Origin of the sequence: Nonomuraea fuscirosea (genome assembly GCF_035917475.1) — a bacterium.
Taxonomy (GTDB): Bacteria; Actinomycetota; Actinomycetes; order Streptosporangiales; family Streptosporangiaceae; genus Nonomuraea; species Nonomuraea fuscirosea.
In genome coordinates, this window is record NZ_CP109074.1 from 5,767,347 (window position 1) to 5,791,945 (window position 24,599).

Genomic DNA, 24,599 nt, shown 5'->3' on the forward strand with positions numbered 1-24,599 from the left:
CCGCATCCCAGGTCACCGCATCCCAGGTCACCGCGTCCCGTGTCATCGGGCCCATTTGGTCACCGTCACGGTCGTGCCCTTTCCCGGCCCGGACAGCAGGTCGAACTCGTCGACCAGCCGGCGCGACCCGCTGAGCCCGAGCCCGAGGCCCTTCCCGGTGGTCCAGCCGTCGGTCAGGGCCAGTTCGAGGTCGGGGATGCCGGGGCCGTCGTCGGTGACGATCAGTTTGAGCCCGCGCCGGTGGCCGCTCTCGACGACCAGGATGCGTACGTCACCGCCGCCGGCGTACACCAGGGCGTTGCGCGCCAGCTCGCTGGCGGCGGTGACGATCTTGGTCTGGTCGACGAGGGACAGGCCCACCTCGATGGCGACGCTCCGTACGAGCTGCCGCACGGCGACGACGTCGGCGCTGCTCGTGATGACGACCTCGCGCTCACCGGTCACTGCGTCGCGCTCCGGATGTGGTCCAGGAGCGCGACCCCCTTCTCCAGATTGAGTGCGGTACGGACGCCGCCCAGCGACAGCCCGAGCTCGACGAGGGTGATGGCCACGGCCGGCCGCATGCCGACGACCACGGTCTGCGCGTCGAGCATGCGGCACATCCCGGCGATCGTGGCCAGCATCCGGCCGATGAAGGAGTCGACGATCTCCACGGCGGTGATGTCGATGATCACTCCTCTGGCGCCGTGGTCCACCACGGCGTCGGCGAGGTCTTCCTGGAGGGCGAGCACGCTCTGGTCCTCCAGATCGATCTGGATCGAGACGATGAGGACGTCACCGAGTTTGAGTACGGGAACGCGTTGCACTAGACGTTCTCCGCCCGGATGGAGACGTGCGCCTGACGCGCCCGGCCCACTTCGATGCCCGCGCGCCTGAAGGTGTGCGCGAGCGCGTCGGCCAGCGAGGCCTTCGTCACGATGTCGCCGAACTCGACGCCGAGGGTGACGATGGTGTGCGCGATCTGCGGGCGGATGCCGGAGATGACGCACTCCGCGCCCATCAGGCGGGCGGCGACGACGGTCTTCAGCAGGTGCTGGGCGACCTGGGTGTCGACGGCGGGGACGCCGGTGATGTCGATGATCGCGTGCTCGGCGCCGGTGTCGACCAGCGCCTGCAGCAGCTTCTCCATCACGACCTGGGTGCGGGCGGAGTCGAGGGTGCCGATCAGCGGCACCGCCACGATGCCGTCCCACATCTTGACCACCGGGGTGGACAGTTCGAGCAGCTGCTCGGCCTGGTCCAGAATGATCTTCTCGCGGGCGTCGGTGTACGTCTCGAACGTGTACAGCCCCAGGTCGTCGATCAGCCGGGAGAACCAGACCAGCCCGCCGGCCGCCTCGGCCCAGTCGGCGTCGGACTCGGCGAGCTCGAAGACGACCTCCTTCAGCCCGAACACCGCCCTGGCGGTGTCGGAGGGCGCGAAGCCGGCGCGGGCCCGCGACCGGGAGAGGTCGGCCAGCAGGCCGCGGACGTCGGCGAGGTCGTTCTTGCCCTCGTCGAGCGAGGCGAGCAGCGCCCGGTAGAGCTCCGAGAGCTCCTCGGAGGACGCCTTGGCGATCTTGGCCCAGCGGCCGATGATCTGCTCCTCATGGGTTCTGAGCAGTTCTTCTATACGTCGCCTGGCTGTGTCGGCTTGAACGGACAAGGATCACTCCAGAAGGGGCGGTCAGCAATGCTCGTATGCTAGTGCGACTTATCGGCATCAGGCACTCCATCGGGGGGCTCTCCAGCGTCACCGACCGTGTACGCCCGTGCGCTCCGGGACGCCTTCGCGACATCCGCGAAAAACGATCTCTTACTTGTGGATCGCCCGACAAATGGAGGTTTTGCCGTTGAGCGTCCCGTATCCGGGACGGATTTCACTATATGCGGGGCGGACGAATGCTCCTCCGCCATCGGAACCGGCGAAGCGCCCGTCACACAGGGTCCTCGGAGCGCCGAGCACTTGACGGCGCCGTTCATGGGTACTGAAGAGGAGAGGCCGGATTTGCTGACATGGTGTCGTCATCAGCTTGACGCCGGATACCAGCGTTTGTGACACTTCGTCATGAAACGTCAGCACGAGAGGTGGGCCGCGTGACCGCGTCGTTCTCCGAGACCCTGCGAACCGCCACCTGGGCCGACCACGAGTCCGCCGAGTCGGAGGGTTACCTCTCGGCGTTGATGGCCGGCCGGCTGAGCGAGCACGACTACGGCGAGATGGTGGCTCAACACTACTTCGCCTACACCGCGCTCGACGGCGTCTCTCGCGCACTCGCCGACCACCCGGTGGCCGGCCGCTTCGTCTTTCCCGAGCTCTACCGGGAGCCCGCGCTGGAGCGCGACCTCGCCACGATCTACGGCTCCGGCTGGCGGGAGCGGATCACCCCGTCGAAGTCCACCCGCACGCTGGTGGCCCGCATCCAGCAGGTGGCCGACTGGCCGGCCGGTTACGTGGCCCACCACTACACCCGCTACCTGGGCGACCTCTCGGGCGGGCAGTTCATCCGGATGGAGCTGCAGAAGATCTACGGCTACGCCAAGGGCGGCGGCGTCGACTTCTACCTCTTCGACGAGCTGGGCAGCCTGCCGCGGTTCAAGACCGAGTACCGCTCCCGGCTCGACGAGCTGGGCACGGGGCTCGGCGAGCGGGAGCGGGAGCGGATGATCGGCGAGGTCAAGCTGGCCTACCAGCTCAACACCGAGGTGCTGGGCGACCTGGCGCACTTGGCCAGGGCGGCGGCCTGACGCACCCGCCCGCCGGTAGCGGCGGGCCGGTGCTCAATGGGCTGTTCCGGACAGTTCGCCGGACAGCTTGGCGTGCATCTCCGCGCTCGGCTCGTTCAGGCCGACGATCCGCACGGTCTTGCCGCGGGCGGCGTACTTGGCCTGCACGGCGTCCAGCGCGGCGACCGAGGTGGCGTCCCAGATGTGGGCGCCGGACAGGTCGATGACCACTTGCGCGGGGTCGCCGGCGTAGTCGAACCGGGTGACCAGGTCCCCGGTGGAGGCGAAGAAGAGCTGCCCGGTGACGGCGTAGACGGCCTGCTCGCCGTCGGGGTCGACGACGGCCGAGACCTGGGCCAGGTGCGCGACACGGCGGGCGAAGATCACCAGACCGGTCAGCGACCCAGCGACGACGCCGATCGCCAGGTTGTGCGTGGCGACCACGGCGGCCACGGTGACGACCATGACGGTGATCTCGCCGGCGGGCATGCGCCGCAGCGTGGCCGGGGCGACGGAGTGCCAGTCGAAGGTGCCGAACGAGACCAGCACCATCACCGCGACCAGGGCGGCCATCGGGATCTGCGACACCCACGGCCCGAAGACGATGCACAGCACCATGAGCATCGCCCCGGCGGTGAACGTGGACAGCCGGGTGCGGGCGCCGTTCTTCACGTTGATCATGGTCTGGCCGATCATGGCGCAGCCCCCCATGCCGCCGAAGAGGCCGGTGACGATGTTGGCCACGCCCTGGCCGATGGACTCGCGGGTCTTGCTGGAGCGGGTGTCGGTGATGTCGTCGACGAGCTTGGCCGTCATCAGCGACTCCATCAGGCCGACCAGGGCGAAGGCGAGCGCGTACGGGGCCAGCAGGGTGAGCGTGTCCAGGGTGAGCGGCACGTCGGGCAGGCCGGGCACGGGCAGCGCCGAAGGCAGCGCGCCGCGGTCGCCGACCGTCGGGACGGCCAGCCCGGCGCCGACGGTGATGGCGGTGAGCGCGGCGATGGACACCAGCGGCGCGGGAACTGCCCTGGTCAGGCGGGGGAAGAAGACCATCAGCGCCAGCCCGCCGGCCAGCAGCGGATAGACCGCCCACGGCACGCCGACCAGCTCCGGCACCTGCGCCATGAAGATCAGGATGGCCAGGGAGTTGACGAAGCCCACCATCACGCTGCGCGGGACGAACCGCATCAGCTTGGCCACCCCGAGGGCGCCGAGCACGATCTGGATGAGGCCGCCGAGGATGACGGTCGCGATCAGGTAGCCGAAGCCGTGCTCGCGCGCCAGCGGCGCCACCACCAGGGCGATGGCGCCGGTGGCCGCCGAGATCATCGCCGGGCGTCCGCCGGCCACCGCGATGACGACCGCCATGGTGAAGGAGGCGAACAGGCCGACGCTGGGGTCGACGCCGGCGATGATCGAGAACGAGATCGCCTCGGGGATGAGGGCGAGGGCCACGACCAGCCCGGCCAGGAACTCGGTACGGGCGACCCTGGGGTGGAGCCAGGCCGGGCGGGCGAACACGGGCTTGCGGACTGCTGCTGCGGGTGCGGGGCTGGGCAAGAAGTTCCTTCTGCGCGAGACGAGCGCTCCTGTTCAGAGCCCCGGCGACTTTACCGTACGGGTCAGCGCGGGTTGAGCCGTACCCAGGCGCAGCCGTCCGGGGCCAGCAGCCCGTCCTCGACCGGCACGCTGGCGAGCAGGACCTGGCCGGGCAGCGGCACGGGAGCGCCGGTGAAGTTCACGAAGCAGGCGAATCCCCCCTCCCTGGCGAACGCCACCACGCCGGGCTCCGTGTCCAGCCACGTCAGCGCCGAGGGAAGCCCGGCGAGCAGGTCGCGGCGCAGCGCCAGCGCGGCGCGGTAGAGGGAGAGCATCGAGCGGGGGTCGGCCGCCTGGGCGGCGGCGGTCAGGCCCTTCCAGGTCGGCGGCTGCGGCAGCCAGGGGGCGCGGTCCGCGCCGGGCGGCGAGAAGCCGAACGGCGGCTCCTCGCCCGACCAGGGCAGCGGCACCCGGCAGCCGTCCCTGCCCCGGTCCGTGTGGCTGGAGCGCTCCCACGTGGGGTCCTGCAGCAGCTCATCGGGCAGGTCCTCCACCTCGGCCAGCCCGAGCTCGTCGCCCTGGTACACGTAGACGCCGCCGGGCAGCGCCAGCGTGAGCAGCGCGGCCGCGCGGGCCCTGCGGACGCCCAGCTCCAGGGCGCTGGGCGCGCCGTGGCGCTTGTCCCCCATGTCGAAGGCCGTCTCCTCCCGGCCGTACCGGGTGACGTGGCGGATCGTGTCGTGGTTGGACAGCACCCAGGTGGGCGGCGCGCCGACGCTCTCGTGCGTGGCCAGGGTGGCGGTGATCACCTCGCGGACGGGTCCGGGCTCCCATGCGCCGCACAGGAACTCGAAGTTGAAGGCCGAGTGCAGCTCGCCGGGCCGCAGGTAGCGGGCGTACTGGGCGGGGGTCGGCAGCCACACCTCGCCGACGAACACCCGCTCACCCGGATAGGAGTCGGCGACCCGCCGCCACGACCGGTAGATCTCGTGCACGCCGTCCACGTCCTGGTACGGCAGGTCCGCCGGGTCGGGCTCCTCCCCCACGTCCGGCAGCCCGGCCTTCTTGACCAGCCCGTGCGCCACGTCCACGCGGAACCCGTCCACCCCGCGATCCAGCCAGAAGCGCAGGATGTCCTCGAACTCGCGCCGCACCTCGGGATGCTCCCAGTTCAGGTCCGGCTGCTCGGGGGCGAACAGGTGCAGGTACCACTGCCCGTCCTCGATCCGCGTCCACGCGGGCCCGCCGAAGTAGGAACGCCAGTCGTTGGGCGGCAGCTCGCCGTCGCGCCCCCGTCCAGGCCGGAACCAGAACCGCTCCCGCGCCGGCCCGCCCGCCAGCGCCTCGACGAACCAGGGGTGCCGGGCCGAGCAGTGGTTGGGCACCAGGTCGATGAGCAGGCGCAGGCCGTGCGCGTGCACGTCGGCGATGAGCCGCTCGGCCTCGGCCAGCGTGCCGAAGACGGGGTCGATGTCGCGGTAGTCGGCGACGTCGTAGCCCGCGTCGGCCATCGGGGAGACGTACCAGGGGGTGAGCCAGAGGGCGTCCACGCCCAGGTCGCGCAGGTAGGGCAGGCGCAGCCGGAGCCCGGCGAGGTCGCCGACGCCGTCTCCGTTCCCGTCGGCGAAGCTGCGCAGGTAGATCTGGTAGATCGCGGCGGTACGCCACCAGGCGGCGGACGGCTGGGGGTGGGACACGTGGCTCCTGACTGTCGGACGGAGGGGGAAGGGGGCGTCCCGCGGGACGCCCCCTGGGTGTGGCTGTCACCAGCCGCTGTTGCCCTGGCCTCGGACGAAGGTGTAGCCGGTGAGGTTGTTCAGGCCGCCGGACGCGGCCCCGGTGACCCTGACGCCGCCGGCGACGGCGCTGCCGGCCGCGGCGGCCTCGATGCCGTACGTGCCGGCCCCGGCGATGGTGAGGTTGTCGAGGGTGAGGCCCGAGATGGTGCGCTGCCAGCTCAGCAGCAGCCCCTGGTGGAGGCTGTCGCTGACGGTGACGTCCTGGACCACGACGGGCGCGGTGATGTCGGCCGTGTCGGCGTAGATCCACAGGCCGCCGAGCTGGGCTCCCCAGTTGGGCTCGTACCCGCCGGTCCTGGTCAGCGTGTTGCGCCGGACGGAGGTGGTGCCGCTGAAGGGCACCGGTGCGAAGCGGGTGCTGATCGCGATGCCGGCGGAGGCGGTCACGGTGTCGGACAGCAGGTTGTCCTCGACCCGGTTGCCGGAGCCGCCGTAGACGCCGACCGCGTTGGCCAGCATCGGCAGCGTGACCGTGTTGAAGGTGAACGCGCAGTTCGTCACCGCCGCGCCCTGCGAGAACATGGCCAGCCCGTCGTCCCCGGTGTTGCGGACGACGCTCTGGTCGAAGCGGGTGTCGCGGACGTTCGCGTGGATGTTGACGCCGTCGGCGAACGTGTCGCGGATGCGCACCCCGGCGACGTAGAGGCCGTCGGTGCCGGAGTCGATCCACATGCCGACCTTGACGTGCTCCATCCAGACGTTGTGCACCAGGGAGCCGGTGCCGAAGTTCCCCTCGATGCCGGTGTCGAAGGCAGCGTCGTCGCGGTAACGGACGTCGCCGGCGATGGTCAGGTCGGCGATCTGCACGCCGGAGCCGGTGGCGAAGAAGCCGCCCTTGCCGTTCGTGCCGCGCACGGTGCTGTACCACTGACCCGCGCCGCGCACCGCGACTCCGGCCACGTTGACGCGGGCGCCGATGACGAACGTGCCCTGCGGGATCCACACGCCCTTGCCCTGGGCGCGGGCGGCGGAGATGGCGGCGTTGAGCGCGGCGGTGTCGTCGCCGGCGTCGTTCGCGACGGCTCCGTAGGAGGTGATGGACAGGTCGTCGGCGGGCATGGGCAGCGCAGCGGCGACCTGCTCGGTGTCGACGAGGTCGATGACGTAGTAGGCGGCGCTGGACGAGGCGTCCTTCTGCAGCTTCAGCACCGTGCCGGCGGGCTGGGCGGGGATGCGGGCGCGGACTTCGTCGTAGAAGTGGTGCGGGCTGCCGCCGGCCGGGTCGTTGCCGTAGGGGTAGGCGCCGTACACCCAGCTGTAGGCAGAGCTCAGCGTGAGGTCCTGCAGCTTGACGCCGTCGGCGTAGAGGGCCAGCGGCGCGGTGGTGCCGGTGCCGGCCGCGTTGTCGGGGACGATGTGGCGCACGACGATCGAGTTCGCCGGCCTGGTCAGGGTGAACTGAACGTACTCGCCGGTGGCGTCGAGCTTGACCGCGCGGCGGCCGGACGACTCGGCGGCCTGGGTGAGGTAGGCGCGGTCGGGGCCGATGACGGAGGCGTTGGTCGTGCCCTGCTCGGCCTCGTACTCGGTGTAGGGGACGGTGGCGCCCCTGGCGGCGAGGGTGCCGGCGCCGGCGACGGTGATGCCGTCGAGGGCGATGCCGCCGGTGTCGCCGCTGTCGTACTGGTAGCCGATCAGGTTGAGGCCCGCGCGCAGGGTCAGCGGATGGGTGAGGGTGAGCCAGCCGGAGCCGGCGGGCAGGGTGAGACGGCCGGCCTTGAGCCCGTTGACGTACGCGGTGAGCGTCCTGGCGCCGCCGGTGGCGTTGGCGTAGCGCAGGGTGGTGGCGGCCGACCCCGCGGCCGGCATGGTCACGGTGCGGATGGCGCGGGCGCCCGGCGTGGTGAACCCGGTCGCGTAGCCCGTTCCGGCGTAGCCGCCGATCGCGGTGGCCACGCTCGCGCCGCCGGACAGGAACGCGGTCTCCATCTCGTACGGCAGCGCCGCCACCGGGTCGGCGACCGTGATGCTGTCCAGGTTGACGTTGCCGAGGTCGGTGGCGTCGAAGCGGTAGGCGATGGTGTTCTGGCCGGCGTTGAGAGTGAACGTCTCGTCCCTGGTGGCCCAGGTGTTCCAGGCGCCGACGGCGGGCAGGGAGATCTGGCGGATCTTGGCGCCGTTGACGTACACGGACAGCGACATCGTGGCCGTGGTGCCGTTGGCGTAGCGCAGGCCGACGGTGGCCGGGCCCGCGGTGGCGGCGGTGACGGTGAACGTGGTGGCGGCGCGGCCCTTGTTGCCGTCGGTGTAGCCGGCCACGAAGCCGCTGCCGGTGTAGCCGGCGTGCTCGGTGCTGACGGCCGCGCCGCCGGACAGGGCGGCCGACTCGGCCTGGTAGGTGCGGGTGGCGGCGTGCGCGGCCGGAAGGGCCACGAAGGCGAGGGCGATGGCGGGGAGGAGGGCGAGTAACAATGATTTGAGCGTGTTTCCAGGCATGGCGGACCGGGCTCCTTACTCGGGGTGGGGGGTGGGTCAGCCCTTGAGCGCGCCGGCCGACAGGCCGTTGAGTATGCCGCGCTGGAAGATCATGAAGATGACGATCATGGGGAGGGAGGCGATGGCGAGCGCCGCGAACATCTCGTTCTGGGGCACGTACCCGGTCATGGCCAGCCGGCTCAGCGCCACGCTGAGCGTCTGCGCCTGGGGGTCGCGCAGCACCAGCAGCGGCCAGAGGAAGTCCTTCCATGAGCCGATGATCGCGAAGATCGACACGACGGCGAGCACCGGCCGCGACAGCGGCAGCACGACGCTCCACAGAGTGCGCAGCCGCCCGGCCCCGTCGATGGCCGCCGCCTCCAGCAGCTCGCCGGGGATCCGGTCGAAGAAACGTTTGAGCACGTAGACGTTGAAGGCGTTGGCCGCGGCCGGCAACCACAGCGCCCACGGTGAATCGACCAGGTTGACCCCGAAGATCGGCACGTCCACCACGGCCAGGTACTTCGGCACGAGCAGCGCGTCGGCCGGCAGCATGAGGCTGGCCAGGATCAGGCCCAGCACCAGCTTGCCGAGCACGGGTCGCAGCCGCGACAGCGCGTACGCCGCCGCCACGTCCACCACGAGGGTGACGAGCCAGACGCCGGCCGTGTAGAAGGCGGTGTTGAGCAGGAACCGGCCCAGGTCCAGCCGCTCCCACGCGACCGCGAACGTCTCGGGGTGCCAGGCGCGCGGCACCAGCGTCGGCACCGGCTCGGCCAGCTCGGCGGGCGCCTTCATGGCCCCGGTGATCATCCAGTACAGGGGGAAGAGGAAGATCAGCAGGAACAGCGCGGCCATCGCCGTCAGCGCGGCCCAGTAGAGGACGCGGCGGTGGCCCCGGTTGAGGTCGGCCTCGGAGATCAGCGTCCTGGCGGCGGGTTCGCGCCGCGCCGGCCGTGACCGGCGGGCCCGCCGGGGCGGCGGCCCCGTGACGGCGGCCGGGCGGCGCACGGTGGTGAGGGTCATCTCAGTCCTTGTCGCGGGTCAGGCGCAGGTACGCGGCCGAGAACGCGCCCAGCACCACGAACAGCAGCACGCTCATCGCGGCGGCCAGGCCGAAGTCGTTGTTGACGGTGAAGGCGTAGCGGTAGACGAGCACCAGCACCGTGATCGTGTCCGGGTTGGTGGTGCCGGTCAGCTGGTACGGCTCGATGAAGACCTGCATGGTCGCCACGATCTGCAGCAGGAGCAGCACCAGCAGGATGAAGCGCATCTGCGGCAGGACGACGTGCCTGACGCGCTGCCGCACGCTCGCGCCGTCGAGCTCGGCGGCCTCGTACAGCTCGCTCGGGATGGTGGCCAGGCCGGCCAGGTACATGATCGTGGCGCCGCCCATGTTCGCCCAGGTCGAGACGAGGACCAGGGAGATCATGGCCATCTTCGGGGACTGCGTCCAGTCGGAGGCGGGCAGGCCGAGACCGGTCAGGATCGAGTTGAACAGGCCGTTGCCGGGGTCGTAGAAGTACTGCCAGAGCAGCACGCTGACGATCGGCGGCAGCATGACCGGCGTGTAGACGGCGATCCTGAAGAAGCCCTTGAGGTGCCGGAACTCGTTGATCACGACGGCCACCACGAACGGCACCGCGTACCCGAACAGCAGCGCCAGCCCGGTGAACTCCAGCGTGTTGGCCCAGGCGGTGAAGAACAGCGGGTCGTCGAACAGGGCGCGGAAGTTGTCCCAGCCCACCCAGACCGCGTCGGTGACGAAGTTGACCTGCTGGAAGCTGAGGACGATCCCCCTGACCAGCGGGTACCACGAGAACAGGGCGAAGCAGGCGACGCCGGCCGCCAGGAAGGCCCAGGCGTGCAGGTTGCGGCGCAGCCAGGCCCCCCTTCGGCGGCCGCGGTGCGCGGGGACGGCCGTCACTTGACCGTGGCCAGGATCTGGCCGACCTGCTTCTCGGCGTCCGCCAGCAGCGCCTCGACGTCGGCGTTCGCGTCGGTGAGGACCTTCTGCATGGCGGTGTCGAGCACGGCGTAGATCTGCTGGGCGTTCGGCGGCTCCAACTTGACCGGGACGCGGCCGAGCGCCGCGGCGAACGGGGCGAAGTTCTTCGTGGGGACGGTGGCGTGCTTCTCGGTCGCCGCACGCTGCTTGCGCTCGGAGTCGCCGGTCCACACGTTCGGCTCGGGCAGGCCGACGGGCAGGCCCTTGGCGGCGGCCCGCGCGTTGTCGGCGTCGATGCGGTCGGGGTTCTTCCTGAACGTCAGCCAGGCCAGGCCAGCCTTGATCTTCTCCGGGCTGAGGCCGGCCTTGAACATGTAGCCGGAGCCGCCGCCGAGCGTGCCCTGGCCGCCGGGGATGGGGCCCATGCCGAAGTCGTCGTACGTGGCCTTGAACCGGGTGACGGTGTTGGTCAGGTCGCCGGTCGAGCCGACCATCTGGCCGAGTTTGGCCGAGGCCATGAGCTTGACCAGGTCGTCGTACTCCAGCAGCTGCCGTTTCCCCATCGTGTCGTCGGTCCAGCGCATGTCCTTGAGCTGCCGCAGCACCTGTCGGCCCTGGTCGCTGTTGAAGGCGGGCTTCCAGGCGCCGGTGGCGTCCTTGACGGCGACGTCGCCGCCGACGGAGTAGATCTCGGCGGTGAAGTGCCAGCCGCCGGTGTTGGACTTGCTGTAGTCGCCGTAGCCGACGACGCCGTCGCCGAGCGCCGTCAGCTTCTTGGCGTTCTCGCGGACCTCGGCCCAGGTGAGCGGGGGCTTGTCGGGGTCGAGGCCGGCCTTCTTGTACAGGGCGCGGTTGTAGAGCAGGCCCAGGGAGTAGTTGTCGTCGGGCAGGCCGTACACCTTGCCCTTGTCGTCGGAGAAGACCCGCATCAGGCCCGGCTTGTAGTCCTTGGTGACGGGGAAGTCCGCGAGGTACGGGCTGACGTCCGAGACCTGGCGCCGGGCGATGAGGTTCTGGGCGTCGGTGAGGTAGACGTAGAAGACGTCTTCCAGCTGACCGCCGGCGATCTTGGCGCTGAACGTCTGAGGGTCCATGAAACCCTCCTTGGCCTCGATCCGGTAGTCGGGGTAGCGGGCCTCGAACGCCTTGACGTTCTCCTCGAAGACGGCCCGGTTGTACTCGTCGGTGGCCGGGGGCAGGCCGTTCACCGTGATGGTCACCGGACCGCCCGCGGGCTCCTGCCCCTGCGGCGCCCCGCCGCCGCATGCCGCGCAGGCCAGCGTCGCGCAGACGGCCAGTGACAGCCCGAGGGCTCTGCCGCGCTTCATCCCAAGCGATCCCTTCCGTGGGGGGAACTTCCGCACCTGGGCAGCCCGGATCGCCAGCGGTGCGCGCTGGTGTCACGTGGTGATGACCGGCATGTCGCCTGGAGGTTTCCGAGCGCCGAGGTGTTGCCAGAACCGTAGGACCGCGCTCGTCGGATGTCCATAGCGTGCCGCAAGAATCTTGCTGTGATATGAAATTTACTGACAGCGGCTCAGGGCTAGCGGGCGGGACACATCCCCGTGGAACCCCGCACGATCAGCTCAGGGTCGAACAGCACCTCGTCGACAGGCACCACATGGCCGTTGATCTGCGACATCAGCGCGGCGACCGCCGCGCCGCCCATGGCCGCGACGGGCTGGCGCACGGTGGTCAGGGGCGGATCGGTGACGCTCATCAGGCTCGAATCGTCGAACCCGACCACGGACACGTCGGCCGGCACGCGCAGGCCCTGCTTGCGCACGGCCTTGACGGCGCCGAGCGCGAGCGCGTCACTGGCGCACACCAGCGCCGTCGCACCCTCGCCCACCAGGCGCGCGGCGGCGGTGGCGCCGCCCTCCATGGTGAAGATCGTGTGCGCCACGAGCGCGCGCCACCCCGGCTCACCGCGCTCCGCGGCCTCCCTCCCGAAGGCGGCGAGCTTGCGCGCGGACGGGACATGACCGACCGGGCCCAGGATCAGCCCGATCCGCTCGTGCCCCAGGGCCCGCAGGTGGCCGAGCGCCTGCCGTACGGCGACGCCGTCGTCCACGCACACGCGGGGGACGTCGAGGTTCTCGTCGGCCGCGTTGATCAGCACGATCGGCAGCTTCCGCGCGCGCAGCTCCTTGACCTGCGCCGCGCCCGCGTCGGCGTAGCTGCTGCCGATGAAGACGATGCCGCCGACGTCCTGGGCCAGCAGCATCTGCACGTAGTGCGCCTCCGGCAGCCCGTCGGCGGTGCGGGTGCACAGGACGGGCAGCAGGTTGCGCCTGATCAGCTCGGTGACGACCAGCTCGGCCATGGCGGGGAAGATCGGGTTCTGCAGCTCGGGCAGCACCAGCCCGATCAGCGGGGCGCGCTGGTTGCGCAGCTTCTGCGGCCGCTCGTAGCCGAAGACGTCGAGCGCGGTGAGCACGGAGTCGCGGGTGGCCTGGGCGATGCCCGGCTTGTCGTGCAGCACCCGGCTGACGGTGGCCACACTGACGCCGGCGAAGGCGGCCACGTCGGAGAGTCGTCTCGGCATGAGGCGATGTTACAACGCGTATTGCAAGGATGGAAATGACTTACGCAAGAAATCGACAACCGGTTGAGGGCAGGCCAAGCCGGAGCTCTGATCGGCGCAGTGCCGGGAACGCCGGCGGGCGCCCGGCTTACGATGGACGCATGCCCCGCATCCAGGCCGCGACCATCGGCGAGCACCGCGCCCAGACGCGCGACCGGATCCTCCAGGCCGTCTCGCGCCTGTCGAGAGTGCAGGGCATCGACGCCATCTCCCTGACCGAGGTGGCGAGCGAGGCCGGCATCACCCGGACCGTCCTCTACAACTACTTCCCCGACAAGGCGGCGCTGCTGCTGGCGTTCACCGAGCGGGTGACCCAGTACTTCATCGACGCCTACGAGCAGGAGCTGCCCGCCGAGGCCGGTCCCGCCGACCGGTTGCGGGTGTTCGTCCGGCTGCAGCTGGCGGGGCTGCTGGCCCACCCGCATCCGGGCGCGGCCGACCTCAGTGCCGCCCTGGGGCCGGACGCCTACCAGCGGCTGGCCGAGCATGTCGCGCCGATGCAGCGGATCCTGGCCGGCATCCTGGAGAGCGGCGTCGAGGCCGGCGACTTCCGGGTGCTCGACGTGCCCGCGACGGCCCGGATGGTCCTCGCCGTCATCGGCGCCGAGCGGCTCCCGCTGATCAGCGGCGACGTGACGGTCGAGGCGGCCGCCGCCGCGGTGTCGGAGTTCGTCCTGCGCGCCCTGGCCAGCGACTGACCTCGTCCACCGGCACGGCGGGCGCGAGGGCCGGGCCGGGCGATGGAAGTGTCGGGGGCCGGTGACAGGATGGCTCCATGACCAACCTCCCGGACGCGGCGCACGACCACGTCGAGCTCAAGTCAGCGCGCGGCCGGTGGATCCTCGGCGCGACCGTGCTCGGGTCGGGGCTGGCGCTGCTCGACAGCACCGTGGTCAACGTGGCGTTGCCGTTCCTCGGCCGCGAGCTCGACGCGGGCATGGCCGGCCTGCAGTGGACGATCAACGCGTACACGCTCACGCTCGCGGGGCTGATCCTGCTCGGCGGCTCGCTCGGCGACCGCTACGGCCGGCGCACGCTCTTCCTGGTCGGCACCGTCTGGTTCGCGATCGCCTCGGCCCTGTGCGGCCTGGCGCCCAACATCGAGTTCCTCATCGCCGCCCGCGCCCTCCAGGGCATCGGCGGGGCGCTGCTCACGCCTGGGTCGCTGGCGATCATCCAGGCGTCGTTCGTCCGGCACGACCGGCCGAAGGCCGTGGGGGTGTGGTCCGGGCTGGGCGGCGTGGCCAGCGCGATCGGGCCGCTGCTGGGCGGCTGGCTGGTGCAGACGGCCGGCTGGCGGTGGGCGTTCCTGATCAACCTGCCGTTCGCGGCGCTGATCGTCTTCGTCACGCTGCGGCACGTGCCGGAGAGCAGGGACGAGCAGGCGGTGGGGCGCTTCGACGTGCTCGGCGCGGTGCTGGCGGCGCTGGCGCTGGCCGGGATCACCTACGGGCTGATCGGGGAAGGGGCGTGGCTGCCGCTGCTGGCGGGGGCGGTGGCCGGGGCGGCGTTCGTGGCGGTCCAGATCCGCAGGTCGCCCGACGCGCTGGTGCCGGTGGGCATGTTCCGCGACCGCGTCTTCACGGCGGTCAACGTGGTGACGCTGATCATGTACGCGGCCATGGGCGTGGTGTTCTTCCTGCTCGTGGTGCAGCTCCAGGTGGTCTCCGGGTTCTCGCCCATCGCCGCCGGCCTGTCGATGCTGCCGACCACGATCCTGATGATGCTGCTGTCGGCCCGGGCCGGCGAGCTGGCCAAACGCGTGGGCCCGCGCTGGCCCATGACGCTCGGCATCCTGGTGGCGGGCTGCGGGTTCCTGGCGATGAGCACGATCGGGTTCGGCGCGTCCTACCCGTTCCAGGTGCTCCCCGCGGTGTTCGTGTTCGGGCTCGGCCTGTCGGCGACGGTCGCCCCGCTGACCGCGACCGTCCTGGCCACCGCCGACGAGCGTTACGCGGGCACGGCCAGCGGCGTCAACAACGCGGTGGCCCGCACCGGCAGCCTCCTGGCGGTGGCCGCGGTCCCGCCCCTGGTCGGCCTGGTGGGCGACGCGTTCCAGCAGCCGGCGGTGTTCGACGCGGGCTTCCGCATGGCCATGCTGATCAGTGCCGCGCTGATGGTCGTGGCGGCCCTGATCACCTTCTTCACCATCAGGACGAACGTCCTGACCGCCGACGATGACGACGACGACCGTTCCTGATTTCAGCATCGCCGCCAGATCTCCGGCGTTCCCACGCCAGGCGCTGCGGGAACGCCTCGCCGGGCGCCGGCTCGATCTGCTCTTCGTGAACGCCGCGATCGATCGGGGCGATTTGACGATCGACGAGGTCCCGGCCGACATGTTCACCGAAGTGATGATCACCAACACCCTGGGCCCGCTACGCGCCCAGTGTCCCGGCCGTCGTGGACGTCCTCGAAGCGCGGGCCGGCGCTCCCGGGCTGCGGTTCCTGGATCGCCACGGCGAGCCCGTCCCCTGGTGATCGCGCCGGCCACGGGTCCGTGAGAGCGGGTCCCAGGGACGGGTCCGTGACGACGGTCCTTGGAGACGCGCCCCCGGGGGGCGGGGTCAGAAGGTGTAGGACTGGCTGCGGACGCTGTTGTCGAAGTTGGACAGCAGGAGTTCGGGCTCGCCCACCGAGCGGATGCCCGGCAGGCGGGTGAGCAGTTCGCGGAACATCGTGCGCATCTCCTGCCTGGCCAGGTTGGCGCCGAGGCAGAAGTGCGGCCCGGGGCCGCCGAAACCGACGTGAGGCTTGGTCTCGCGGGTGATGTCGAACGTGTCGGGGTCGGGGAAGACCGACTCGTCCCGGTTGGCGGAGCCGTAGAAGAGCACGACCTTGTCGCCCTTCTTCAGCTCCAGCCCGCGCAGCGAGTAGTCCTCGGTGACCGTGCGCCGGAACTGCATGATGGGCGACACGTAGCGGACCATCTCCTCGATGGTGTTGTTGATGTGGGCGTCGAAGTCGCTCATGAGCAGCTCGCGCTGCGCCGGGTTCTCGGTGAGCAGCCTGATGCCGTGCGCCATCGTGTTCCTGGCCGTCTCGTTGCCCGCGACCAGCAGCAGCGCGAAGAACGAGCCGAGCTCCTTGTCGGTCAGCTTCTCCCCGTCGGGGTTGGCGTTGACCAGCAGCGAGACCAGGTCGCCCTTGGGCTCGGCGATGCGCTCGTGGCCGAGCTTGATGACCATGCGCTGCAGGGCGAGCAGGGCCAGCATGTTCTGGCCGGCCATCTGCACGCTGCGGGCCAGGCTGGGGCGCACGCCGGTGTAGGCGGTGGAGATGTCGACGTGCTTGTGCACCTGCTCGCGCAGCTCCTGCGGGATGTCGAGCATGTCGCAGATGACGTGGATCGGCAGCCTGGCCGCCACCTGCGTGACGAAGTCGCCCGGCCCCTCCTTGACGGCGTCGTCGACGATGCGCGCGCACGCCGTCTCGATGTCGCTCTGCAGGCCGGCCAGCATCTTGGGGCTGAAGGAGCGGGTGACGATGCGGCGCAGACGGGCGTGGCGGGGGTCGTCCATGTTGACCATCGACTCGCCGAACACCTGCTTCACCCAGCCGGGCGGCTCGGGGTTGGTGACGGCGGGCTCGCTGGAGAAGATTTTGGCGTTGCGGCTGGCCTCGATCACGTCCGCGTGCCGGACGAGGGCGTAGAAGCCCTTGCCGGAACGGAGGAACGGCACCTTCTTCTCCGGGAAGAACACCGGATGCTCCAACTGCCGAAGCTGGGCGAAAGCCTCATTGCGCTCCTTGAGGCTCTTCCGCCAGAAGTTCAGATCCGCGAGGTCGATGTCCACCCGTCTATCCTGGCACGTTCCCGCCCTTCGAAAGGCCCGCAGAACCGGGCGACCGGGCCACAAGTGCCGACCGTCACCCGGTTGAGGTGATCAAGGAGCGCGGCGCTCGGATGTGGCGGCGCGCGGGCCCCGGGAGCAGGAACGCAGGGCCTTGGGAGCCGGGGTGGAGTTCGGTCTGGATGCCGGCGAGCGGGATGTGCATCCTGGCCTCTTGGGCCGTTCTCGCGCTGTTCAGGTGGGGTTCGAGCTGGTTGGTCATTACTTCCGGTATGAATGCTTTGCTCGTCGCCTGTCTGGTTCTTCCGCTCGCCTCAGGTGTCTCCCCGGCCGCCACCCGCGCGTGCGGCGGCCATCCGCTCGACTTCGACGGCGACGGCCGGCCCGACCTCGCCGTGGCCGCCCCGTACGACTCCGCCAGGGCCGGCTCGGTGACCGTCATGTACGGCTCCGGCGCGAAGGTGAAGCTCACCCAGGACGGCGCCGAGCCGGGTGACGCGTTCGGGTCCGCGCTGGCCGTCGGGGACTTCGACGGCGACAGGTGCGCCGACCTGGCGGTGGGGGTGTCGGAGGAGTTCGCAGGCGAGCGGGTGCCGGGCGGCGACGGCAACGGGGTCGTGCAGATCTTCAAGGGCTCTCCGGACGGGCTCGTGGCCGGTGCGGAGCTGGCCCTGGCGAAGCCGTCCAGCGACCGGTTCGGGGCCGCGCTGGCGGCGGGCGACCTCGACGGGGACGGCAGGGACGAGCTGGTCGTGGGCGCGCCGAGCCACCGGTCGGGCGGGGCGGTGACCGTGTACTGGATGAAGGGGCGCAAGCCGTACCAGATCACGCAGAAGACGTCGTGGGTGCGGCAGGCGGCGGCCGTCACCGACCAGTGGGGCGCGTCGCTGACGACCGGCGACTTCGACGGCGACGGACGGGACGAGCTGGTGGTCGGGGCGCCGGCGGACAGCGTGACGGCGGACGGTCAGGGCTCGGTCACGGTGATCGACGTGCGCGGCCGGCGGGCGCGGCTGCTGACGCAGAGCACGCCGGGGATCAAGGGCGCCGCCGAGAAGTGGGACGGCTTCGGGGCCGCCCTCGCGACCGGGGACTTCAACGGCGACGGCGACGGCGACCTGGCCATCGGCGTGCCCGGCGAGGGACTGAGCGCAAATCAGCGGGCCATGGACTACGGCGACGGCACGGTGGACGTGCTGTACGGCTCGTCCGGCGGGCTGAGGACCGACAGGACCGAGGCGTGGTCGCAGAACTCGCTCGACGGGAAACCGCGTTACTACGACCGGTTCGGGGCGTCGCTGGCCGCCGGGGACTTCAACGGCGACGGCAACGACGAGCTGGCCGTCGGCGTGCCGGGCGAGAAGGCCGTCCAGGTGCTGGCCGGGCGGTCTTCGGGTGGGCTGACGCGCGCGGGGAACCTGCTGGTGAAGGGCGAAGGACGCGACTTCGGCGCCCAGGTGACCGCGCTGCCGGGAGGGGAGCGGTACCGGTCGTTGTCGGCAGGGAGGCCCGCGCTCGACGGGCTGGTGGTGGCGGCGCCGGATCAGGGGCTCGTCATGTACGTTCCCGGGCGGCGGCGGTCCGGGCTGGAACTGGGCAAGGTGCGCCCGCTCAGCAAGGGCACCGGCCTGTACGGCTACGCCTTCGGCTGAGGCCCGCCGCCACAAGCCCTTCGGCTGAGGCTCGCCGTCACGAGCCTTGCGGCTGGCGCTCGCCGTCACGCGCCCTTGCGGCTGAGGTCGCCGTAACACGCCCTTCGGCTGAAGTCACCGTCACGCGCCCTTCGGCTGAGCTTCGCCGTCACGTGCCGGGAGGATGATTCGGAACAGGGCGCCCTTGCCCGGTTCGCTCTCGGCGACGACGATCCCGCCGTGCGCCTCCACCAGTGTGGCCGCGATCGACAGCCCCAGCCCCGCCCCGCCCGCGGCCCGCGCCGGGTCGGCCCGGTAGAAGCGTTCGAACACCCGCTCCGCCACCTCCTCCGCGAACCCGGGCCCCTCGTCGGCCACCTCCACCACGGCCCGGTCGCCGTCCACGCCCACGCGCACCTGGAACGCGGTGCCGGGCGAGGTGTGGGTGAGCGCGTTGGCCACGAGGTTGTTGATCACCTGGGCCAGGCGCGGCTCGTCGCCGGTCACGACGACGTCGCCCTCGCCGCCGAAGAGCCGGACCAGCTCGATCCTCCGGTCGGGGGCGAGCGTCTGGGCGTCTATCACGGCGGTGGCGGCCAGGCTGAGCAGGTCCACGGGCCGGGTCGCCAGCTCGCGCCGCTGGTCGAGCCGGGCCAGCAGCAGCATGTCCTCCACCAGCAACCCCATCCGCGCCGCCTGCCCCTCGATGCGGCTGAGCAGCCGTACCGCCTCGGCGAGTTCCTTCTCCTCCCCCAGCCGGAACAGCTCGGCGAACCCCCTGATCGAGGTCAGCGGCGTGCGCAGCTCGTGCGAGGCGTCGGCCATGAAGCGGCGCATCACCTCCTCGGAGCGCCGGGCGGCGGTGGCGGACTCGCGCGCCGACTCGGCGGCCTCCTCCCGCTCGCGCACCGCCACCTCGATCTGGGCCAGCATGGCGTTGAGCGAGCGGCCGAGTTTGCCGACCTCGGTGGTGCCGGCCCACATCGGCACGCGGCGCGACAGGTCGCCGCCGGCGATGTCCTTCGCGGTACGCGCGATCTCGCCCAGCGGGCGCAGGCTCCTGCGTACCAGCCAGAAGCAGGCGAACCCGAGCACGACCAGCGTGCCCCCACCGGCCGCGGCCACGATGACGAAGAGCTGGGAGACCGTGGCGTCCACGTCGCCGAGGCTGATGGCGGTCATCCGGGTCAGGCCGCCGCGCGTCGGCACGGCGACGACCCGCCAGCTGGGGCCGTCCGCGTAGCGTGACTCCACCGTGAAGGGACGGCCCCTCATGGCGATCACGTCGGCGGCGGTGAGGCGGGGCAGGTCGGGGGTGTTCGTCTCGGTGGACTCGCTGATGATCCGGACCAGATCGCCGCCCGGGCTGAGCACGACGCCGTGGAACAGGCCGAAGAAGCGCTGGGTGCGCCCGTCGGGACGCGGTTCGGCCGGCGGGGGCGCGTCTCGCGGCAGCGCGGCCACACGGAGCTGCTGGTCTACGCGCTCGACGAGGTAGCTGCGCAGCAGCCGTACGGCGAACAGGCCGGTCAGCGTGATGGCGAGGGTGACCAGCAGGAGGGTCGCCGACACCAGGCGCAGCCAGAGCGGCGCCCTGGCCAGCTGCTTCCTGAGCCGCGCGTGCGGGCGCGGCTTCTTCCCGGACTGCGCGTGCGGCTTCTTCCCGGACTGCGCGTGCGGCTTCTTCCCGGACTGCGCGTGCGGCTTCTTCCCGGGGCGCGGCGGGCGCGGCGGCTTCTTGGGCGCGGTCATATGCGGGCGGTCATATGCGGGCGGTCATATGCGGGGCGGGCGCAGGATGTAGCCGACCCCGCGCAGCGTGTGCAGGTATTTGCGCTCGCCGGTGTCGACCTTGCGGCGCAGGTACGACACGTACGACTCCACGAGCCCGACGTCGGTGCGCCAGTCGCCGTTCCAGACGTGGTCGAGGATCTGCGTCTTCGACAGGACCCGGCCGGTGTTGAGCATGAAGTACCGCAGCAGCCTGAACTCCGTCGGCGACAGCCGTACGGGCACGCCGTCGCGCCAGACCTCGTGGCTCTCCTCGTCCAGCTCCAGGTCGGCGACCCGGATCCGGTTCGGCGGCGGCGTGCCGCGCCGGGTCCTGCGCAGCACGGCCCTGATCCTGGCGATGACCTCCTCCAGGCTGAACGGCTTGGTCACGTAGTCCTCGCCGAGGCCCAGCCCGGCGATCCTGTCCTCGGGCGTGTCCTTGGCGGTCACGAACAGCACCGGGACCCGCCGGCCGCGCGAGTGCAGCCGGCCGGCCACCGTCAGGCCGTCGAGGTCGGGGAGCATCACGTCGAGCATCACCAGGTCGGGCGAGCTCTCCTCGGCCACCCGCAGCGCCTCCTTGCCGTCGGCCGCGGTCAGCACCTCGAACCCGGCCATGCGCAGGCTGGCCGAGAACAGCTCCCTGATGTTGGGCTCGTCGTCGACCACCAGCAGCCTGGCCTCGGGCGGGTTCATCGCGGGCCTCCTCCCTGCGGGCGCTGGAAGCCCTGGCCGCCCTCGCTGATCGAGTCGGCGGTGACCGCTCCGTCGGCGCCCTGCTGGCCGCGTACCACGATCGTGCTGCCCTTCCGCAGGTCGGCGACCTTGGCCGGGCGGGAGATCCGCACGGTGGTCTGATCGGTGGTGTTCACCGTGACCGTGGCGCCGTCCATGGTCCTGACGTAGACCTTGCCGCCCTCGACCTTCTCCACGGTCCCGGCGGTGCCTTCCCCTCCGCCGCCCATGCGCTGCCGTCCGCCGGGCTGCCGGCTCGCGTCCGGCTGGCGGGCGGCGCCGGTCTGGCCGCCGAAGCGCTGCTGCGCGCCCGCCTGGGCGGCGGCGCCGGCGGAGCCGAACAGGTTCTGCGCCTGGATGCCGACGAGGATCCCGGCCACCAGCACCACGCCCGCGCCCAGCGTCATCGTCAGCTTCGACGGGCCCCTGACGGGCCGGACGGCCAGCTCCTCCCGCAGGTCGCCGGGGAACGGCGAGGAGTCCAGGTGGGACATGTCCTTCTCCTTACTCGTGGCGCAAGGCCTGGATCGGCCTGAGCTTGGCCGCCCTGTTGGCGGGATAACTGCCGAAGAACAGCCCGATCGCCAGGGAGACGCCCAGCGCCAGCACGACCGACGACGGCACGAGGACCGGCTCGATGCCGGCCACGCTGAACCTGGTCCCCACGAACGCCACCAGCACCCCGGACAGCCCGCCCACCAGGCTCAGCAACGTGGCCTCCATCAGGAACTGGCCCAGGATCGCGCTCCTGGGCGCCCCGATGGCCTTGCGGATGCCGATCTCGCGCGTGCGCTCGGTGACCGTCACGAGCATGATGTTCGTGATGCCGATGCCGCCGACCAGCAACGAGATCGCGGCGACGGCGCCGAGCAGCACGGTGAAGGTGCCGGTCGCCTCACTGACGGTCTCCTGCAACGTGGCCTGGTTGAGTATGCGGTAGTCGGGATTGTCGTTCGTGATGCCGTGTCGTTGGTTGAGGATAGCCGTGACCTCGGCCTGGGCCGTCGTCGTGGTGCCCGCACCGGTGGCCTGCACGACGATCTGGCCGAGCGGGCCGAACCCGCTCAGGCTCTGCTGCACGGCCGGCAGCGGCGCGACGGCCACGTCGTCGGCGTCCTGCATGCCGGTGGAGCCCGACGCCTTCAGCACGCCGACCACCGTGAACGGCACCCCGGACACGCTGATCCGCCGCCCGATCGGGTCGGCGTCGCCGAACAGCTCCCCGGCCACGGTCCGGCCGAGCACCACGACCTTCCTGGCGGCCAGGACGTCGTCGTTGAAGAAGTACGTGCCCTCGGACACGGGCTTGTTCACGGCCTCGAAGTAGCTGGGGTAGGTGCCGACGAACTGCGCGATCGTGTGACTGGCGGCGCCGTACGCGGCGGTGGCGGAGGGGGCGTTGACGATCGGCGAGACGCTCTTGACGGACGGGGCGAGCGTCCGGTCCGTCAGCGCCTTGGCGTCGGCCAGGCTGAGCTGCCTGGCCTGGGTACGCGGCCCGGTGTTCCCGCCGCCGCCCGCCGGACCGCGTACGCCACCACCCCCGCCGCCCGAGAACGACGGGGAGATCGTGAGCGTGTTCGCGCCGAGGCGCTGGATGTTCTGCTGGATGCTGCGCGAGGAGCCCTCGCCGACGGCGACCAGCATGATGACCGCGGCCACCCCGATGAGGATGCCGAGCGTGGTCAGCGCGCTGCGCAGCTTGTTGGCCAGCAGGCCGCGCAGGGCGAAGCGGAGGATCTCGATCCGGTTCACGCGGCGTCCTCGCCCTGGGGCAGCCGGGGCGGCGGGCCGTCCACCGGCGCCTGCCTGCGGTCCTCGACGACCTCGCCGTCCACCAGCCTGATCACCCGCTTGGCGTGCGCGGCCACGTCGTCCTCGTGCGTGATCAGCACGATCGTGCGGCCGGACGCGCTGAGCCGGTCCATGATCTCCAGGACGTCGCCGGTGGAGGCGGTGTCGAGGTTGCCGGTCGGCTCGTCGGCCAGTAGCAGCGCGGGGGCGGTGACCAGCGCCCTGGCCACGGCGACGCGCTGCTGCTGGCCGCCGGAGAGCTGGTTCGGCTCGTGGTGCACGCGGTCGGTCAGGCCGACCTGCTCCAGCGCGGCCAGGGCCCGTTCGCGCCGGGCGGCCTGGGGGACGCCGCCGTACACGAGGGGCAGTTCGACGTTGGCGAGCGCGCTCATGCGCGGGATCAGGTTGAACGACTGGAAGACGAAGCCGACCCTGCGGTTGCGCAGGACGGCGAGCTGGTGCTCATCGAGACGGCCGGCGTCGGCGCCGTCGATGAGGTACGTGCCCGAGGTCGGGACGTCGAGGCAGCCGAGGATGTTCATCAGCGTGGACTTGCCCGAGCCGGACGCGCCCATGACGGCCACGTAGTCGCCCCGCTCGACGTCCAGGCTGACGCCGCGCAGGGCGCGTACCCGGGCGTCGCCCTCGCCGTACTCCTTGACGAGGTCGCGTACGCGCAGCACGGGCGCGGGGCTCTCCTCCTGGACGGTCATCGCCTGCCTCCGCCCGGCACGCCGCCGCCACCGGGGAACCCGCCCCCGCCGCCGAACTGGCCCCGGCCGCCCGTCGTGCCGTTCGCGGGCGCCGGGGGCACGATCAGATCGCCTTCCGACACGCCGGACTTGATCTCCGTCAGCGTGCTCCCCCGCACGCCGACCTCGACCGGGACCCTGCTCTGGCGGCCGTCGCGGAGCACGGTGACGGTGCTGCGGCCGCCGTTGGTGGACAGCGCCGTCGAGGGGACGGTGACGACGTCGTCGGCCCGGCCCACCACGACCTCGACGGTGGCCGTCTGGCCCAGCCTGACCTGGCCGGGGACCTCGCCGAAGGTGACCGTGACCGGGTAGCGCACCACGTTGTCGCTGGTCGAGGCGACCGGCTGGATCTGGGTGACCTTGCCGGCGGCCGTCACGCCGGGCAGCGCGTCGAACGTGATCGTGGCCTCCTGGCCCTGCTTGAGCCGGCCGACGTCCGACTCGGTGAAGGTGCCCACGAGCCGCAGTTCGGTGGTGTCGGCCAGCTCGACGAAGCCGGCGGACGTCGTACCGCCCGATGTCGCGCCACCCGACCCGGAGCCGGCCCCCGAGCCGGAGCCCGCCCCTGAGCCCGAACCTGAGCTTGATCCCGAGCCGTCGCCGGAGCCTGTGCTCGTGCCGCCGACCGAGCCGTTCACCGCCGTGATCGTGCCCTTGAACGGCGCCTTCAGCACCGTGGCCGCGACCGTGCGTCGCGCCTCCCGGTAGGCGTTGCGGGCCTTGACGAAGGCGGCGTAGAGCCGGGCCGTGTCCGTCCCGTCGTCGAGGGCGCTGTCGTACGCGGCCTTGGCCGCCGACAGGCTCTCCTGGGCGGCGGTGTCGTCCAGCTTGGCGAGCAGGTCGCCCTTGGCCACCTTGTCCCCGGGCTTGACGTAGATCTTCGCCACGGTTCCGTTCGTACCGAACGAGAGCGCCCTGGACCGGGAGCTCTCGACCGCGCCCGAGGCGGACACCGACGCGGTCACCGAGCCGCGGGAGGCGGTCACCGTCCGCACGGCGCTCTCCCCCGACGCCTGGCCCGTGCCGAGCTGGGAGTAGGCGAGCCCGGCACCGCCCAGAAGGAGCACCGTGAGCACTCCGTTGGTAATCAGCGCTCTGCGCCTGATCGACACCTTCACGGCGG

22 protein-coding genes are annotated in these 24,599 nt (G+C 71.3%); 5 read left to right on the plus strand and 17 right to left on the minus strand.

Going from position 1 to position 24,599, the window contains the following annotated elements; genetic code table 11:
- Window positions 1-42: 42 nt before the first annotated feature.
- From OIE67_RS26340 to OIE67_RS26350, 3 genes are read right to left on the minus strand one after another with little or no spacing between them, the layout of a single operon-like run.
- Window positions 43-444 carry an anti-sigma regulatory factor gene (locus tag OIE67_RS26340; protein ID WP_326644808.1) on the minus strand — a complete coding sequence of 134 codons (402 nt, stop codon included), beginning with the start codon at window positions 442-444 and terminating at the stop codon, window positions 43-45.
- Window positions 441-806 carry an STAS domain-containing protein gene (locus tag OIE67_RS26345; RefSeq protein WP_326644810.1) on the minus strand — a complete coding sequence of 122 codons (366 nt, stop codon included), beginning with the start codon at window positions 804-806 and terminating at the stop codon, window positions 441-443. Before OIE67_RS26345 ends, OIE67_RS26340 begins: the two co-directional genes overlap by 4 nt.
- Complete coding sequence (locus OIE67_RS26350) at window positions 806-1,645, minus strand: STAS domain-containing protein (protein ID WP_326644812.1); 840 nt, start codon at window positions 1,643-1,645, stop codon at window positions 806-808. The genes OIE67_RS26345 and OIE67_RS26350 overlap by 1 nt, the downstream gene beginning before the upstream one ends.
- Window positions 1,646-2,076: 431 nt before the next feature.
- On the opposite strand from OIE67_RS26350, the gene OIE67_RS26355 reads away from it, so the two are divergent.
- A complete protein-coding gene (locus OIE67_RS26355; protein ID WP_326644814.1) occupies window positions 2,077-2,727 on the plus strand; it encodes a biliverdin-producing heme oxygenase in 651 nt (216 codons plus the stop codon).
- 33 nt (window positions 2,728-2,760) lie between these two features.
- Here OIE67_RS26355 and OIE67_RS26360 read toward each other — a convergent pair whose 3' ends face one another.
- The 7 genes from OIE67_RS26360 to OIE67_RS26390 all read right to left on the minus strand — a co-directional run bounded on the left by OIE67_RS26360 (window position 2,761) and on the right by OIE67_RS26390 (window position 12,955).
- Entirely contained in the window at window positions 2,761-4,227 is a 1,467-nt protein-coding gene (locus OIE67_RS26360) for a SulP family inorganic anion transporter (protein ID WP_326645474.1), read from the minus strand.
- Between the two features lie 101 nt (window positions 4,228-4,328).
- Window positions 4,329-5,942 (minus strand): glycoside hydrolase family 13 protein, encoded by a 1,614-nt coding sequence (locus tag OIE67_RS26365; protein ID WP_326644816.1) that lies wholly within the window; start codon window positions 5,940-5,942, stop codon window positions 4,329-4,331.
- Window positions 5,943-6,008: 66 nt separating this feature from the next.
- Window positions 6,009-8,480 (minus strand): CBM35 domain-containing protein, encoded by a 2,472-nt coding sequence (locus OIE67_RS26370; RefSeq protein WP_326644818.1) that lies wholly within the window; start codon window positions 8,478-8,480, stop codon window positions 6,009-6,011.
- Window positions 8,481-8,516: 36 nt separating this feature from the next.
- Window positions 8,517-9,485: a carbohydrate ABC transporter permease gene (locus tag OIE67_RS26375; RefSeq protein WP_326644820.1), complete on the minus strand. Its 969-nt coding sequence runs from the start codon at window positions 9,483-9,485 to the stop codon at window positions 8,517-8,519.
- A 1-nt stretch (window position 9,486) separates the two neighbouring features.
- A complete protein-coding gene (locus OIE67_RS26380) occupies window positions 9,487-10,386 on the minus strand; it encodes a carbohydrate ABC transporter permease (RefSeq protein ID WP_219912040.1) in 900 nt (299 codons plus the stop codon).
- On the minus strand, window positions 10,383-11,735 hold the full coding sequence (locus OIE67_RS26385) for an extracellular solute-binding protein (protein ID WP_326644822.1): 1,353 nt from the start codon (window positions 11,733-11,735) through the stop codon (window positions 10,383-10,385). Before OIE67_RS26385 ends, OIE67_RS26380 begins: the two co-directional genes overlap by 4 nt.
- Window positions 11,736-11,950: 215 nt before the next feature.
- Window positions 11,951-12,955: a LacI family DNA-binding transcriptional regulator gene (locus tag OIE67_RS26390; protein ID WP_326644824.1), complete on the minus strand. Its 1,005-nt coding sequence runs from the start codon at window positions 12,953-12,955 to the stop codon at window positions 11,951-11,953.
- A 140-nt stretch (window positions 12,956-13,095) separates the two neighbouring features.
- Between OIE67_RS26390 and OIE67_RS26395 the strand changes: the two genes are divergently transcribed.
- From OIE67_RS26395 to OIE67_RS26405, 3 genes are all read left to right on the plus strand, one after another.
- Entirely contained in the window at window positions 13,096-13,692 is a 597-nt protein-coding gene (locus OIE67_RS26395) for a TetR/AcrR family transcriptional regulator (RefSeq protein WP_326644826.1), read from the plus strand.
- Window positions 13,693-13,769: 77 nt separating this feature from the next.
- Complete coding sequence (locus OIE67_RS26400) at window positions 13,770-15,194, plus strand: MFS transporter (protein WP_326644827.1); 1,425 nt, start codon at window positions 13,770-13,772, stop codon at window positions 15,192-15,194.
- A complete protein-coding gene (locus tag OIE67_RS26405; RefSeq protein WP_326644829.1) occupies window positions 15,172-15,498 on the plus strand; it encodes a Rossmann-fold NAD(P)-binding domain-containing protein in 327 nt (108 codons plus the stop codon). The genes OIE67_RS26400 and OIE67_RS26405 overlap by 23 nt, the downstream gene beginning before the upstream one ends.
- A gap of 63 nt (window positions 15,499-15,561) precedes the next feature.
- On the opposite strand, the gene OIE67_RS26410 is transcribed toward OIE67_RS26405, so the two are convergent.
- On the minus strand, window positions 15,562-16,791 hold the full coding sequence (locus OIE67_RS26410) for a cytochrome P450 (RefSeq protein ID WP_106245148.1): 1,230 nt from the start codon (window positions 16,789-16,791) through the stop codon (window positions 15,562-15,564).
- A gap of 269 nt (window positions 16,792-17,060) precedes the next feature.
- Between OIE67_RS26410 and OIE67_RS26415 the strand changes: the two genes are divergently transcribed.
- A complete protein-coding gene (locus OIE67_RS26415; protein WP_326644832.1) occupies window positions 17,061-18,440 on the plus strand; it encodes an FG-GAP and VCBS repeat-containing protein in 1,380 nt (459 codons plus the stop codon).
- Window positions 18,441-18,560: 120 nt separating this feature from the next.
- Here the strand turns inward: OIE67_RS26415 and OIE67_RS26420 are convergent, their stop codons facing one another.
- The 6 genes from OIE67_RS26420 to OIE67_RS26445 are packed head-to-tail and all read right to left on the minus strand — an operon-like array spanning window position 18,561 to window position 24,543.
- Window positions 18,561-20,171, minus strand: a complete 1,611-nt coding sequence (locus OIE67_RS26420; protein ID WP_326644835.1) for a sensor histidine kinase — start codon at window positions 20,169-20,171, stop codon at window positions 18,561-18,563.
- Between the two features lie 24 nt (window positions 20,172-20,195).
- Entirely contained in the window at window positions 20,196-20,888 is a 693-nt protein-coding gene (locus OIE67_RS26425) for a response regulator transcription factor (protein WP_326644837.1), read from the minus strand.
- Window positions 20,885-21,421 carry a hypothetical protein gene (locus OIE67_RS26430; RefSeq protein ID WP_326644839.1) on the minus strand — a complete coding sequence of 179 codons (537 nt, stop codon included), beginning with the start codon at window positions 21,419-21,421 and terminating at the stop codon, window positions 20,885-20,887. Before OIE67_RS26430 ends, OIE67_RS26425 begins: the two co-directional genes overlap by 4 nt.
- Window positions 21,422-21,431: 10 nt before the next feature.
- Window positions 21,432-22,682 (minus strand): ABC transporter permease, encoded by a 1,251-nt coding sequence (locus OIE67_RS26435; protein WP_326644841.1) that lies wholly within the window; start codon window positions 22,680-22,682, stop codon window positions 21,432-21,434.
- Window positions 22,679-23,434 (minus strand): ABC transporter ATP-binding protein, encoded by a 756-nt coding sequence (locus OIE67_RS26440; RefSeq protein WP_326644843.1) that lies wholly within the window; start codon window positions 23,432-23,434, stop codon window positions 22,679-22,681. Before OIE67_RS26440 ends, OIE67_RS26435 begins: the two co-directional genes overlap by 4 nt.
- Window positions 23,431-24,543, minus strand: a complete 1,113-nt coding sequence (locus OIE67_RS26445; RefSeq protein WP_326644845.1) for an efflux RND transporter periplasmic adaptor subunit — start codon at window positions 24,541-24,543, stop codon at window positions 23,431-23,433. The genes OIE67_RS26440 and OIE67_RS26445 overlap by 4 nt, the downstream gene beginning before the upstream one ends.
- Window positions 24,544-24,599: the final 56 nt, after the last annotated feature.